13 protein-coding genes are annotated in these 14,070 nt (G+C 66.5%); 6 read left to right on the plus strand and 7 right to left on the minus strand.

Features of this window, described 5'->3' with window-relative positions:
- Nucleotides 1–7 precede the first annotated feature (7 nt).
- The 5 genes from FBY30_RS08635 to FBY30_RS08650 all read right to left on the minus strand — a co-directional run bounded on the left by FBY30_RS08635 (nucleotide 8) and on the right by FBY30_RS08650 (nucleotide 5,697).
- Nucleotides 8–967, minus strand: a complete 960-nt coding sequence (locus FBY30_RS08635) for an SRPBCC family protein (protein ID WP_142132500.1) — start codon at nucleotides 965–967, stop codon at nucleotides 8–10.
- A 135-nt stretch (nucleotides 968–1,102) separates the two neighbouring features.
- Nucleotides 1,103–1,828, minus strand: coding sequence for a polysaccharide deacetylase family protein (locus tag FBY30_RS08640; RefSeq protein WP_142132501.1), 726 nt, complete (start codon nucleotides 1,826–1,828; stop codon nucleotides 1,103–1,105).
- 247 nt (nucleotides 1,829–2,075) lie between these two features.
- Nucleotides 2,076–4,715 carry an exo-rhamnogalacturonan lyase family protein gene (locus tag FBY30_RS08645; RefSeq protein WP_142132502.1) on the minus strand — a complete coding sequence of 880 codons (2,640 nt, stop codon included), beginning with the start codon at nucleotides 4,713–4,715 and terminating at the stop codon, nucleotides 2,076–2,078.
- 117 nt (nucleotides 4,716–4,832) lie between these two features.
- On the minus strand, nucleotides 4,833–4,985 hold the full coding sequence (locus FBY30_RS20815; RefSeq protein ID WP_200830659.1) for a hypothetical protein: 153 nt from the start codon (nucleotides 4,983–4,985) through the stop codon (nucleotides 4,833–4,835).
- A 235-nt stretch (nucleotides 4,986–5,220) separates the two neighbouring features.
- Nucleotides 5,221–5,697, minus strand: a complete 477-nt coding sequence (locus FBY30_RS08650) for a sensor histidine kinase (protein ID WP_142132503.1) — start codon at nucleotides 5,695–5,697, stop codon at nucleotides 5,221–5,223.
- A gap of 219 nt (nucleotides 5,698–5,916) precedes the next feature.
- Here FBY30_RS08650 and FBY30_RS08655 point away from each other — a divergent pair, with 219 nt between their 5' ends.
- The gene (locus tag FBY30_RS08655; RefSeq protein WP_235009549.1) at nucleotides 5,917–6,492 is read left to right on the plus strand and encodes a hypothetical protein; all 576 of its coding nucleotides are present in this window, start codon (nucleotides 5,917–5,919) and stop codon (nucleotides 6,490–6,492) included.
- Between the two features lie 20 nt (nucleotides 6,493–6,512).
- On the opposite strand, the gene FBY30_RS08660 is transcribed toward FBY30_RS08655, so the two are convergent.
- On the minus strand, nucleotides 6,513–7,211 hold the full coding sequence (locus FBY30_RS08660) for an ABC transporter ATP-binding protein (protein WP_142132504.1): 699 nt from the start codon (nucleotides 7,209–7,211) through the stop codon (nucleotides 6,513–6,515).
- 30 nt (nucleotides 7,212–7,241) lie between these two features.
- Nucleotides 7,242–8,345 (minus strand): FtsX-like permease family protein, encoded by a 1,104-nt coding sequence (locus tag FBY30_RS08665; RefSeq protein ID WP_142132505.1) that lies wholly within the window; start codon nucleotides 8,343–8,345, stop codon nucleotides 7,242–7,244.
- A 166-nt stretch (nucleotides 8,346–8,511) separates the two neighbouring features.
- On the opposite strand from FBY30_RS08665, the gene FBY30_RS08670 reads away from it, so the two are divergent.
- The 5 genes from FBY30_RS08670 (at nucleotide 8,512) to FBY30_RS08690 (ending at nucleotide 14,042) form a co-directional block, all read left to right on the plus strand.
- Nucleotides 8,512–9,828: a sensor histidine kinase gene (locus FBY30_RS08670; protein WP_200830660.1), complete on the plus strand. Its 1,317-nt coding sequence runs from the start codon at nucleotides 8,512–8,514 to the stop codon at nucleotides 9,826–9,828.
- The gene (locus tag FBY30_RS08675; protein ID WP_142132506.1) at nucleotides 9,825–10,484 is read left to right on the plus strand and encodes a response regulator; all 660 of its coding nucleotides are present in this window, start codon (nucleotides 9,825–9,827) and stop codon (nucleotides 10,482–10,484) included. The genes FBY30_RS08670 and FBY30_RS08675 overlap by 4 nt, the downstream gene beginning before the upstream one ends.
- Before the next feature lie 157 nt (nucleotides 10,485–10,641).
- Nucleotides 10,642–12,255: an AMP-binding protein gene (locus FBY30_RS08680; RefSeq protein ID WP_142132507.1), complete on the plus strand. Its 1,614-nt coding sequence runs from the start codon at nucleotides 10,642–10,644 to the stop codon at nucleotides 12,253–12,255.
- Nucleotides 12,256–12,357: 102 nt separating this feature from the next.
- Nucleotides 12,358–12,543, plus strand: coding sequence for a hypothetical protein (locus FBY30_RS08685; RefSeq protein ID WP_142132508.1), 186 nt, complete (start codon nucleotides 12,358–12,360; stop codon nucleotides 12,541–12,543).
- Nucleotides 12,544–12,836: 293 nt separating this feature from the next.
- Complete coding sequence (locus FBY30_RS08690; protein WP_142135053.1) at nucleotides 12,837–14,042, plus strand: GAF domain-containing sensor histidine kinase; 1,206 nt, start codon at nucleotides 12,837–12,839, stop codon at nucleotides 14,040–14,042.
- The last annotated feature ends 28 nt before the right edge of the window (nucleotides 14,043–14,070 follow it).

A 14,070-nucleotide genomic window follows, 5' to 3' on the forward strand; every position in this document is an offset into this window, starting at 1 on the left:
GGACGGGTCAGTGACCGCCGAGGTTGCCCCCGACGGGCGGCAGGCCGCCTTCGGTGCCGCGGTCACCCTCGCGCCGTTCGCCGGCGCTCAGGTTCTCGCCTGCCACCGTGTCGTCGGACTCGCCTGTGGTGTCCACCAGGCCGTTGGTCTGGTCGAACTGGTGGCCGATCCTGCTGTCGTCCAGGTCGGCGACGGAACCGGTGGAGCCAGCTGCCGCCGTCGTGCCTGCTGCAGGGACTCCGGTGCCCGCGTCCGCCGCGCCCGTTGTTGCGCCGGTGGTCAGGGGCTCTGCAGGAACCACCGGTTCCGCCGGAACCACGGGGGTGGTCTCGGTAACCGTTACGTCCGCAGTCTCGGTCTTGTCCTTGTTGCCGCTGGCTGCCATCGCTGCTGCTGCGCCCGCAGCCGCCGCGATGCCCACGCCCGCCGCAACCTTGCCGGAGACTCCCGCCTTGCCGGAATCACCACGGGAAGCACCCGCGTGTTCAACACCGGGGGTTCCCACAGCGGAACCGGCGTTGACGGATCCGCGCCAGGCGCCGCTGGCGTAGCCCTCATCCTCGATGAATTCCTTGAACTTCTGCAGGTCCGATTCGGCCTGCCGGTCAACGACGTTGAGCTTGTCGCCCACCTTCTCGATCATGCCTTCGGGCTCGTATTCGAGGGTCAGCTGGATGGAGGTCTGGCCGCCTCCCACGTCCTCGAAGTCCACGGCGCCGGCGTTCGTGGCGCCTTCGGTGGCGGCCCAGGCAACCCTGCGGTCCGGAACCTGCTCAAGAATCCTGGCTTCCCACTGCCGGCGCACGCCGCCGATCTCGGCCACCCACTCCAGCCTGTCGTCGCTGAGCTGCGTAACACTCTTGACGCCGCCCATGAAGTGCGGGAACTCCTCGAACTGGGTCCACTGGTTATAAGCCGTGCTCACCGGTACGTTCACCAGAATGCGTTTTTCCACCTTCGTGCTCATAACGTCTCCTTCGCTTTGTTACCGGGAACCGATGACTCGGTAAAAATCATCAGCATGCTTACCAACATACCTTTTGGTCGGTTCGGTTTCCAGAGCGGGCGGTGCAAAAGGTGAATCCGGTGGTGCCCGGCCTGCCTATGGCTTCACCACGACGCCATATGAGCCTTCGTTGAGCGCGTTGGCCGTTGGGGAGGGAGCAACCACGCCGAAGTCGTAGCCCCTGGCCCGGATTGCGTCGATGGTGCCGGCCAGGTAGTCCCATTGGGAGGCGGGGCAGGACAGGACGTCGTTGGCGTCGTGGAGCAGGATGATTGCGCCGGGGGCAACTTCATCCAGTACGTACTTCTGGACTGCAGCTGCGCCGGGGCACTCGTAGTCGCCGGGTTCGCCGACCTCCCAGTGCCACTGGATGCCGCCGCTCATACCGATGCTCCTGAGGTAGTCCAACGTGTAGGGGGTGCTGTTACCGAACGGGAAGCGCATCAGCGTGGGCGTTGTACCGGTCACGGCCTTGATCGCGGCGTTGGTGCTGTCGATCTCCTGCTTCTGGTTGGCCTGGGTGAGCTCGGGGAAATTGGCGTGGTCATATGAGTGGTTACCAATGGTGTGGCCCTCATCCTTGATCCGGCGGACGAGGTCCGGGTACTGCTGGACATGGGAACCCTGGAGGAAGAATGTGGCCTTGACGCCCTTCGCCTTGAGGGTGTCTAGGACAAATGCGGTGCGCTCGGGCGACGGCCCGTCATCGAAGGTCAGGCCGATCAGCGGTTTGTCGGCGGCGTTTGCTGCGGGGGCGCCCGCCAGCAAGCCCAGGACCAGGCTCGCGGCTGCCAGAGCCACGACGGCAATCTTGCTCTTCATGGTGCTCTTTTCCCTTCCCAAGGTCCCTTTCAACCTTGTTTAGGTGAGCACCCTATGGCGGGCTTAAAGCGGGTGTAAACAGATGGCAGGCGTCGACTGGGTAACTTCTGTGAGCGCGCAAAAAGCGCGTTATGCAGGCGTTACCTTTCGCTCCACCAAGCGGGGGAAACGGACGACGACGGCACCTGGCTGTCAAGGAAGCGAAAGCCGGGTGCCGCCGTCGTTGGTTCTGGCTGGGAAGGCTGCGTCAGTCCAGGTGGTCGCCCACCAGGGCGAGGTTCTGGATGACCGCAAGCCCAAACTGCGCGGTGTCATTGGTGGAGACCGTGGGCGCCTCATCCACCGGCAGCAAAACGTACGGCGGTTCGATCTTCCGCAGTGTGAATGCGGACTCGTGGTTAAGATGCTCCCCGCCTTCGGCGAAGCTCACCCAGGCCCGGGCTGCAAGGTCACGGTCCTGCAACCTCGACGCCGCATAGGCCGTGAGCCGGCTGTGCGCCTGGGTGAGGTAGATGCCCTCCAGGGGCTGGCCCACGGCTTCCACCTGTTCCTCCTTGGTGGCCAGGAACAGGCGGCAGTACTGAAGCCAGGCGCGCTCGAACTCCGGATCGTCCACCAGGTCCACCAGTTCGCTGCAGATCTCCACCAGCCCGAACACGGCACTGAGGTGTGACACCGAAATCTGCTCCCGGCCGGTATCGAACCGGCCCTTGTCCAGGTCATACAGTGCTTCGCCGGTGAGGAACCCGTACTTGAGCGCCCCGATGTCCGCCATGGTGCCCAGCAGCCGGTCGCGGGAGCGCGGATTGCCGGTTCGTTCCCAGTCGGTCAGCCAAGTGGCCGCGAGCGATCCCCAGTCCGTGCCGAGTCCCACGCCCAGGGCGCCGCGGTTGGGCCGGTAGGTGGCGGCGTCCGGCCGGACCTTGCGGACCGGGTCCAGGCCCAGGAAGTTCTGGTCGCTGTCCACGAGCTCGGTGAGCAGGTCCCCCGTGCGCTCGTCCGCCGTCAGGTAGTAGTAGAAGCGGCGGTAGGCGGGGGTGCTGATCCGCAGCTGCTTTGCGCTGCAGCCCCAGTGCTGGACGTTGTGCCGCGACCCCAGGCCCTTCCAGGGACCCAGGTGGTAGACGTCCACCTCGCCGGTGTGCCGGGTCATGGCTTCGGCGAAGCGGAAGATGTCCGCCCGGCCCGAGCGCAGGTAGGAGTACCAGAGCCAGAGGTCGGGGGAGAGCTCGGAATTGTCCCAGGCGTAGCCGCCCACGTCGTAGCGCCATACGTGCCGGTCGAAGTCGTAGGTGTGCATCACGTCGCCGTAGTTCCAGAAGCCGTACCACCGCCGCTGCTCCACTTGCCCGGCGTAGAAGTCGAACAGGAAGTCCAGGCGGTCCTCCAGGCGGGCCCGGACCGGAGTGCTGCGGTCCAACGGGTCCCAGTCACCGAAAACTCCCACGGAGTGCAGGTATTCCGGAGTGGCCTGCAGCAGGGCGGGAGCGGAGGCGGAGGCAGCGTCCGCGGCCTGGCTTTCGGTGGACGGGGTGGCCTCGTAGGCGAAAAGGGTTAACTCGTGGGTCCGGGCAATGCCCGTGGGATTGCCGAACCCCGGTTCGTAGTCCTCGTAGGTGATCTCGAGGCCTTCGAGCTGTTCCTCGAACGTGTCCTGGCCCAGTCCGTCGTGGTAGAACCGCAGGTCCATTGGCTGGGCTTCGGGCGAGTAGAGCCAGGCGGTGAGGGCTGCTTCGCCGGTGGCGGCACCGCGGATGTCCAACTGCCCCGGATGGGATTGCCAGAAGTCCTTGATCCCCACGCCCAGGCCGCCCCGGGTATCGCTGAGGGAGCAGAAACCCGCCGAACGGGTTCCGCCGGAGATCCCTACCCAACCGTGGCCGGCGGTGGTGCGCTTGCGCAGTTCGAAGCCGTCCGCGCTCAACTGGCTGAGGGTGTAATCGCCCCAGGCGGGGATCAGATGCAGGCGGCCCGAGACTTCCGGGTTCCAGGTATCCGCTGGAGGAGTGGGGCGGCCGGCGATTTGCGCCGCCCGCACCTCCGCGCCGGGATCGCGGCGAAGCCCGGTGAGGCCGCGGACCGCCTCGGTGAGGAAGCCGCCGTCGGCACCCGCGATGCGGATGTGCCTATTTTGCAGTTGGTCCTCCAGCGGCAAAGTGAAGCGGACGCCGAGTCCGGCCAGGAAGTCCCGCTCAGCGTCCCCGTCCCATATAAAGGAGTGCACCATCCGCACGCTGCGGGCGTTGGCGTAGAAGTAGAACCGCACCACGAACGGCAGCCACTCCCGCTTCCCGCTGTCCGGCACGTCCGGGCGGTGCTTGCCTTCCAGCCGCACCACCGCGCGGACGGGGCCGCTTTGTTCGAGGACGACGGCGGTGACCTCACCGGTGAAGGCATGCCGGCCCACCGTTCCCGCGCCTTCCGCGACACCGTCCTGCAGGATGCTGACCAGTCGGGCGTCGCGGGCAACTTCCCGGCCGTCCCGGACCAGGCTGCTGAAGAGGGTGGATCCGCTGCGATTGATGACCATCGCCAGGACGCCGGTGTCCACGGTCAGGGCGTCGGCACCTTCGGTGACCGTAACTGAAGCACCGTCCGACGTCGGTTGGCCGGCTCCGGTGGCTGTGTCGCCGTCGGACGCCACCTGGTAGGTGTCCGACGGTGCGTCTGTTGCCGGCAGTGCAATTCCTGCCCACTTCAATGAGCCGTCCGGCCACGTGGCCAAGGGCCATGCCTGGCTACGTGTGCGGGCTCCGGTGGCATCGGTAACTGTCAGGCCCTCCACTCCTGGCACCGTGCCGCGCGGGAACGGCATGCCCCAGGTGGTTCCGCCGCTGATCTCCGTAGGGGCCTGTCCGTCGATCCACCGGATGAGAGTGTCCGCCATGTATCCAACTCCGTTGTTCTGAAAGCGCTTTCTGATACGTTTCAAAATAGCCTTGGAGATTCATCCCCGCAAGGGGTGTTCCACGGAGTGGGAGGGTTATGTGGTTATGGGGAGGGCTTAGCTTTTCGTGGTCTTTTCGTCGTCGTCCGGCCCTTCGGCGGGATCCTGGGTATGGACACGCAGGTCGCTGGGGTCGGCGTTGGGGTCGCCTTCGGCGGGCGCCTGGTTGTGCACCCGGTCGTCGTCGTCCTTGGCTGGATTCTCAGTCATGGCTGCTCCTGTTACGTGTGGCGCTGGGATTGTTGGTTTGCGGCATCCCTCATTCAGCGCTTCGCTCCCTGACCTGTCAAGGACTACCCAGGCGCTGTGGCCCGGCCAAATCCTGCGCTGCCCTGGAGGGAGCACCAAGGTGGTCCCGCCCGGGAATCCTTCCGGGCATACAGATGCCCGCCGTCCCAGCGACGGCGGGCATCCGAGTCTGTGAGTCTTTGGCGTGCGTGTCCGGTCAGTCCAGCGGCAGCGTTACCGTGACACTGGTGCCCTGCCCGGGGCTGGAGCTGATGTCCACCGTTCCGCCCGCTTCCTGGACGGCCACTGACATGAGCCGGAGCCCGTATCCGTGGTGCCGCCCGCTGGTGGCAAGGTTGCTGTCAAAGCCTGTGCCGTCGTCGGACACTGCCAGGCGGATGCCGTGGTCAACGGCCGCAAGCTGGATGGTGAGCGTGTGCGCGGAGGAGTATTTGTACGCGTTGCTCAGGAGCTCGCGGGCGGACTGGTACAGCAGGGATGCGGAGTCCGCAGGGATCTCCAGGCCCCAGTGCGGAGTGTCCCATTGAACCACCGTCCCCCGCTGGCGCAGGGGTGCCGTGAGCCGGTCGATGCACCCTGCAACCCCCAGCGTGTGGAAGTCCAGCGGTTGCCGGTCTGTCAGCACGCCGCCAACGGTTGCGACTTCGTTGTCCAACGCTGTTTTGCTTCCCATGACTTCCTGCTCCCCAAAAGCTGGCTTTGCCTATGGCTCCAGCGTGGACCCGATTTGTCTAGGGATGGCAAGGTTTGCCTCAAGATCCCATCAATTTTGCGTGTGGCCGGGGCCGGGCCGGACCCACCTGCCTGTCCCACCGCCGTGCAGGGTTGGGGCGAGGTCTCTGGTGTAGCGTTCAGGGAGATCACCAGCCTGAGGGGGCAGCGCTTGACCATCGTGACCGTCCAAAAACCCGCGGAACCACTGACGCTGTTTTGGAAACTCATCATCACCCTCGCCGCGGTTGTTGGCGTTGGCACCTGCGCGGTCCTGGGGTTTCTCTACGTGATGTTTTTCGTCCCAGTTCCCGGGACGGTGGAGGTGCTGGAGCGGCAGTTGACCAAGCAGGATGCCGTCCACGCCATCCAGGATGACGACGGGGACGCAAGGATCGGTGAGTCGCGGCTCCTGGCAGAGTACGAGTCGATGACCTATTACGCCGCACCCGGAATGGTGCCCGGTGTTGTGTGCCTGGTGGGGAAGTACCCGTACGACGAATACAACTATTGGGAAGCGTGCAACAGTCTCGGCGACGGCCGGGACATCCTGGTGGAGGTGCCGGACCCCGGCAACAGGACGGTTGTCTTCGTGCCTGACCAGTTCGACCACCGCGAATTGGAACGGGACGGGTGGGTGACGCTGCACCGCAACCTTTTGATCCTGCCCCTGACCGAAGCACCGCAACCCGCAGAACCGTTGACCAGCAGCGCTATGCAGCAGGCGACCGGCCAAGGGTACGCAGTTCCCATGTGACGCAGAAGCCTCCTGCAGGCTCACACTCCCGTCAGGACCGGCGCCGTCAGCCGGCCGTCCCGCATGGTGGCCACCAGATCAGTCAGCGGCACGAACTCGGTGTCGTGAGTGACCATGACCGTGGCCACCGAAAATTCCGTGGTTACCTGCCGCAGGAGGGCGATGATGGAGGCGCTGCGCTGGTGGTCCAGCGCCGCCGTCGGCTCATCCACCAGCAGCACCTTGGGACTTCCCATGAGCGCCCGGGCGATGTTCACGCGCTGGCGCTGGCCACCGGAGAGCTGGTGCGGCAGCTTCCGGGCGCTTTGAGAGAGCCCCACGACGTCCAGCAATTCGGCCGCCCGGGCGCGGGCCGCCTTTGCGGGCCTTCCGCGCAGGTGGTCGCTGATGACGAGCTGTTCGACGGCGGTAAGCGAAGGCAGCAGGTTGGGTTGCTGGAAGATGATGCCCACCTTTCCCCGCCGCAGCGCCGTAAGCTCCTTGTCCTTGAGTCCAGTGGTGTCGGTGCCGTCGATCATGACCTGCCCGCTGGTGGGCCGGACCAGTGTAGCGGCGGTGGCCAGGAGGCTGGACTTACCGGACCCCGAGGGGCCCACGAGTGCCACCAGCTCACCTGCTTTTGCGGTCAAGCTGACCCGGTCCAGCGCGGTGGTGGTGCGGCCGCCGTCGGGATATTCGAGGGTGACGTTGACCAGGCTGAGGGGAGCGGGAGTTGTCATGGTGATTACCTTTCAGGGGAGGGGAAGAAGTTAGTTGCCGCCGAGCGCCAGGAGCGCATCCACCTTGGTGACGCGGCGGACGGCCAGTGCCGCGCCGGCCAGACCCAGGGCAACGATCCCGACGACGGGAATCACCGTTGTGCCCGCGCTCAGCTGGAACGGGGCGGACTGCGCGGCAAAGAAGCCGCCGGCAGCGCCCGCGGCTCCACCGACCAAGGCCCCCGCCACCATGACGATGGCAGCTTGGGTCATGGCGTCCCGCAGGATGTAGGAGCTGGGCGCGCCCATGGCTTTCAGGACGGCGATGTCGCGGGTGCGCTGGATGGTCCAGACGGTCAGGAAGGCCACGATCACCAGGGACGAGATTCCGTACAGGAAGGCCTGCATCAAGGTGAGGGATCCGTTTTCGCTCTTGAAGGAGCCCAGGGCCTGGAAGGATCCGGTGCGGGACGCACTCACCGTGTTGGCCGCGGCGTCCGCGGCGGCCTCATCAACTGCGGCCCCGTCCGCGTACGTGACGGCGACGACCGTGGCCAGCTGGCCGCCGTCGGACGCGTGCGCCGCCTTGGCCCACGCCGGCAGGGCTGTCCACACCACGCTGGTGTGCGAATACCACTGGTCCGGCACGACCGCGGCGACGGAAAGCTCAACGCCGCCCAGGGATATTTTGTCCCCTTGGCCCACCGATAGGGCCCGGGCCACCGAGGAACCCACCGCGGCCGTCCCGGCGGACACGTCCACGGGTGCCAGTGGGCTGCCCGGCGAAACGCCGAACGCTGCCACGTTCGCTGTGCCGGACCCGTCTGCCGTCTGCGCCCGGGCCTGGGTGATGCCCAACGGCTCGGCAGATTGGACGCCGGGCTGGTTCTTCCAGCTGTCCACTTGGCCGGCCGTCACGGAGCTTTCCGTGTAGGACGCCTTTGGGGTGCCGGAACCTGGGGCGCCAAACGCGATGACGTCCACCGGTTCTGCGGCTGATGCCCCAAGCTTCCCGATGGCGGAGGTGGATTGCTCGGCGAGCCCCGCGGTCAGGCCGGACAGCATGACCAGCAGGAGGGTGATCAGGGCTACGACGCCGCCCATCATGGCGAACCGGCCTTTGGCGAAGCGGATATCGCGGATTGCCAGGAACACGTTGTTTCTTCTCTCAGCAGGGGTGGTTTGTTCTGTTCTTCCACTCTCCCGTCGGCCACCCGTGCGGGCATCGCGTGGATGGTTGATCCGCGGGAATGGAAGGGTTGAGCTGCGGGTCAACCTTTTGGTTGATCCCCTCTGCGCTGTCCCGGCATAAGCTGATGAAATGCCTGCTACGCTCCTGCCGCCAACACCGGAGACGGCCGGGTCCCGGGGGCTTCTGGGTGCATTGGAGAGCGCCTCGTCGGCGGCCATCCTCCGGGTCCTGCGGGTCACCCTGCATACGGGTTTCGCCGTCCTGCTGGCTGTGGGCCTGGCCCGGATGCTGATGGCCGGAGGTTCCCTGCCCTGGGTGTGGGCGGGCGCAGCCGTCGTCCTCGCTGCCGTCTACCTGACCGGCACCGTCCTGGAGAAGAGGCATGCGGAAGGCCGGATCGCCTTCAACCCCCGCCGCTACGGCCTGCTGTGGCTGGGGCTGGTGACGGCCCTGTGGGCGTTCCTGCTCGCCGGAAGCGCCGACTTCGCGTGGCTGGCCTTTCCCATCTTCTTCCTGCACCTGCACCTGCTGCCGCGGCGGCCCGCGCTGCTGACCATTGCGCTGATGACCGTGGCAGTGATCGCTTCGCAGTGGGCCGTCAGCGGTGCTCCCGTGCCGCACGCGGCGGCCGTTGTGGGGCCCGTGCTGGGGGCGATCTTTTCAGTGATCACCGGCCTGGCCTATGCCGCCCTCTATCGTGAGGCCGAAAACCAGCGGCGGGCCGCAGACGAGCTGCGCCGCACGCGGGAGGAGCTGTCGCGGTCCCAGCACGAGGCGGGCGTGCTGGCGGAGCGGGAGCGGCTGGCCCGGGAAATCCACGACACCCTGGCGCAGGGCCTGTCCAGCATCGTGCTGCTGGGGCGGGCGGCGGAGCAGTCGCTCGCGGACGGCGATGCCGCTACTGCGTCCGGCCGGCTGGCCCTGGTGCAGCAGACCGCGGCGGACAACCTGGCCGAGGCCCGCAGTTTTGTCCGCGGGCTGTCCTCGCCCCAGCTGGAAGGCACTTCGCTGGTGGAGGCCCTGCACCGGCTCTGCGACAAGACGGAGGCTGCCGCGGCGGCGTCAGGGTCAGCCCTGCGCTGCCGGCTGGAGGTTGACGGCGAGCCGCAGGAGCTGCCCCAGCCCGTCCGCGTCACCTTGCTGCGCGCGGCCCAGGCGTCCCTGGCGAATGTGCGCGAACACGCCAAGGCCACCACCGCCGTCGTCAGCGTCGCCTTCCTGGGCACCGAGGTGACCATGGACGTTTACGACGACGGCACGGGCTTTGATCCGTCAGCTCCGTCAGGTGCGGAGGGCGCAGCGGACGGCAGCGGATACGGGCTGCGCTCGCTGAGTGAGCGGGTCGCAGCCCTGGACGGGTCGCTGGCGGTGGAGTCCGCGCCGGGAGAGGGCACCGTGGTGGCCATCCGGCTGCCTGTGGAGGAACTGTCTGTGGAGGAACAGTGAGCGAGGTGCGCGTACTGCTGGTGGACGACCATCCCGTGGTCCGCGCCGGGCTGCGCGCCATGCTCACGGGATTCGAAGGCATCTCGATCGCCGCCGAGGCTTCCGACGGGAAGGCTGCGCTGAAGGAACTGGCGCGGCTGACGGCCCTGGGCGAGGCACCCGATGTTGTCCTCATGGACCTGCAGATGGGGGAGGGGATGGACGGCGTCACGGCCACCGCCGAGATCCGGAAGCTCCCCGCGCCGCCGCCGGTGCTCATCCTCACCACGTACGATACGGACGCTGACATCCTCGCAGCCGTCGAGGCCGGGGCGGGCGGTTACATGTTGAAGGATGCCCCGCCGGAGCAGCTGCGGCAGGCGGTGCTGCAGGCCGCTGCCGGCGGCACTGTACTGGCACCCCGTGCTGCCGCGCTGCTGATGGACCGGATCAGCAACCCTGGCACCTCCCTGACGCCGCGCGAGGTGCAGCTGCTGGAACTGCTGGCCACCGGCATGTCCAACCGGGCCATCGCCAGGCAGGTCTTTATCTCGGAAGCCACCGTGAAGACGCACCTGGTGCACATCTACGGCAAGCTCGGCGTGGACAACCGCACCGCCGCAATCGCCGCAGCCACCCAGCGCCGGATCATCCGGCAGCCGGGTGCCAACGGCTGACTTTGGGAAAAGCGCGACGGCGGGGCCTGGCACCCTGCCGCGTCCCGCCGTCGTCCATCACCTGGGTGGCGCGGGAGGCGCCTACCCTGCAGTAGGTTTATGTCACTGCCCATCAGGCGCCGTTGCCTTTCAGGTGTAACTGTTCAAAGGAGAACGAATGTCCCGTCCGGTTCCAGCCGTTGATGCCCTTCTTGCCACGTACGGTGCGGCCGATGCCTGCGCGGCCCACCTCCTGTGTGACAGCCACGATCCCAACAAGGTTGCCTTCACGGTGGTCGCGGCCGATCTATCCGCGGAGGACATCACCTACGGCGAGCTCCGGGAGCGTTCGGAACGGGGAGCCGCCGCCCTGGCAGAGCTGGGGATCGGTCCCGGCGACGCGGTGGCTACCCTGATGGGCAAGTCGGCAGACCTTGTGGTCATGCTGCTGGCCATTTGGCGGCGCGGAGCCGTCCACGTCCCACTCTTCACGGCATTCGCGTGGCCGGCCATCGAACTCCGGCTCACAGCCTCCGGCGCCAAGGCGGTGATCACCGACGCCGACCAGCGGGTGAAGATCCAGGAAACCGCGGCCGCCGTGGTGGTTGCCGGTGCGGAAGCGTCCCATCCGGACTTGGCGCTCACGCCGCTCCTGGCCAGGCAGGAGCCGGGGATCGCGTCCGAGGCGGTGGGCGGTGACGGCGCCTTGGTGCTGATCTTTACGTCCGGAACCACGGGTGCCCCCAAGGGTGTGCCGGTGCCCGTCCGTGCGTTGGCCGCGTTCCGCCAGTACGTCGAGCTGGGTTTGGACGTCAGTGAAGAGGATGTCTTCTGGAATGCGGCGGACCCCGGCTGGGCCTACGGTCTGTACTACGGGATTCTCGGCCCCATGGCGGCGGGGCGGCGAAACCTCCTGCTGCAGGCCGGGTTCTCCCCGGAACTCAGCTTCAAGGTGTTGGAGGCATTTTCCGTTACCAACTTTGCGGCGGCTCCCACGGTGTACCGGACCATGCGCGCGAAAACCGACGCCGGCACGGGCCCTTTCGGCCTTCGGCGCGCCTCGTCCGCGGGCGAACCGCTCACCCCGGAGGTGATCAGCTGGGCCCGGGAAGTGCTGGGCGTTCCGGTGCGGGACCACTACGGACAGACCGAACACGGCATGATGATCATCAACGCCTGGCATGACGACGTGCGGACGGAGCTGCGGCCGGGTTCCATGGGCCGGCCCCTTCCGGGATGGACCTGCGCGGTCCTCAAGGACAACGCAGACGAACCGGCTGCGCCGGGCGAACTGGGCCGGGTTGCCGTGAACGTGGCCGAAAGTCCCATGATGTGGTTCAGGGGGTACCAGGACGCGCCGGAAAAGACGGCCGAAAGGTTCAGTCCGGACGGCAAGTGGTACCTGACCGGCGACGCGGGCATGGTGGACCAGGACGGCTTCTATTTCTTCTCCTCGCGGGATGACGACGTGATCATCATGGCCGGCTACCGGATCGGCCCCTTTGATGTGGAGAGTGTCCTGGCCACGCACCCGGCGGTCCTGGAAACTGCCGTGGTGGGCGCTCCGGACGAACTCCGCGGCGAAGTCCTGGAGGCCTATGTGGTACTGGCGGAGGGGACCACGGGCAGCGATGCCCTGGTGGCCGAGCTCCAAACCATGGTCAAGACGCAGTTTGCCGCACACGCCTATCCGCGCCGCATCCACTTCGTCAAGGACCTGCCCAAGACGCCGTCGGGAAAGCTGCAGCGGTACATCCTGAGGCGGCAGCGGGCCGCGGAATTGGGGAGCTGACCAGGGCGGAACGGACGACGGCGGGCAGAAACTTCCAGCCTTCCCGGCGCCTTTTGCTTTGGGGGCTGTTAGCGTGGAGGCCCAGCCACAGAAGGAGGAGCGATGTCCATCAATTCACCTGATTCACTGCCTGAGGATGAGCCGCAGGAGGGTTCGCCAGCCGGCAAGGGTAAGGCCGACGGCGGGATCCCCGGTGGGAAGGACGGCGTCGGAATTTCCGATGGTGCTGCGCCGAACACTTTTGAACCCGAAGAGGACCCGGACGCTGCGGCCGATCCGGCCGACTAGGGGCGTAAAAGTAACTGCTCAAGGTTGGATCAAGATTGGCCCAAGGCGTCGGTTTTTGGTCTAGGCCCAACCTACTGGCCGGTAATTTGTAATTGCTTCCACGTCAGTTCCCCGGCAGGAAGCATCAGGAGCCCTCGCGCTGGAGCTAGACTCGCGCGGGGGCTCCCCCCAATTAGTGCACTGGTTTTTCGCGAGCGCTCACGATGGCCGGTACTATCGGCCCCGGACCCATTTATTGCGGTCTGGAAGGGGGACTATTAGTGGTGGGCACCCACACAGCAACGGCAGCTCTTATGGATCCGGTTGGGCGGGACGAGTTGCTGCGGGACTACGGCCTGGCAACCCGGCTCGACGAGGCACCGCTGGCCGCAGTCGCAGAATTGTCCACCGAGCCCCTTGAGAATCTCGTCGAGCTCGCTGTTAGGCTCTCCCGCGTCCCCTACGGCGTGATCAACGTGGTCACGTCCGACGAACAGCGCCAAGTGGCCGCCGTCGGGATTGACGCCGGGATCTGTTCCCGGGACGACTCCATGTGCTCCAAGGTCTTCCTCTCGGGGGAGGCCACGGTGGTTCCGGATGCCTCCCTGGACCCGCGCTTCGCGGCAAACCCCTTTGTGACCGGGGAGATCGCCGCCGTCCGGTTCTATGCGTCCGTGCCGCTGGAAACGGCCTCCGGGTTCGTTATCGGGTCCCTGTGTGTCTTCTCCGATTCGCCTGCGGTGCTGAGCAAGGAACAGCAGGACATGCTGGAGGTCCTGGCCCGCCAGGCCGTGCAACTGCTCGAACTCCAGCGCCGTACCCTGCAGCTGAACACCGCGCTTAACGACGTGCGGGAGAGCAACGCCAAGCTGGCGGAGTTTGCCGGCCGCGTCAGCCATGACCTTCGCGGCCCCCTCACCACCATGCTGGGTTACGTGGAAATGGGTGAGGACGACTTGGAAACCGAGCACCCCGCCGCAGAGTATTTCCAGCTCATCGGTGCCAGCGGCCACAGGATGCTCGCGATGCTTGAAGACGTCCTGAGCTACTCCCGGATGGGCGGAAGCATCCAGCGGCAGCCCGCATCCCTCCATACGGTGGCAGCTGAGGTAGCCAATGACCTGGGACTCCCGTTCGGACCCGACGCTGCCGTGGACAGCGAGGACCTGAAGCTTCATGTGGACCCCGGCCAGCTGCGCACCCTGCTGCAGAACCTCGTGGCCAACGCGGCGAACTACCGGAGTCCGGACCGGGACCTCAAAGTGCGCATCAGCGGCATCTCCAACTATCACGGGGTCACGGTCCTGGTGGCGGACAACGGCAAGGGCATTGCCGTGGAGGACCGGCAGCGTGTGCTGGAACCTTTGGTCCGGCTGCACCGGGAGGGCGACGGACAAGGGTCCGGCCTGGGACTGGCCATCTGCCGGCGCATTGCCGAGGCGCACGGCGGAGAGCTGACGCTCAAGGAGACGCCGGGCGGTGGAACCACCGCGGTAATCAGCTTCCCGGCTGACTTGTAGGGAATGTAAACGGCTCCGGGCCGGCTGC

Source organism: Arthrobacter sp. SLBN-83, assembly GCF_006715285.1.
Lineage (GTDB): Bacteria > Actinomycetota > Actinomycetes > Actinomycetales > Micrococcaceae > Arthrobacter.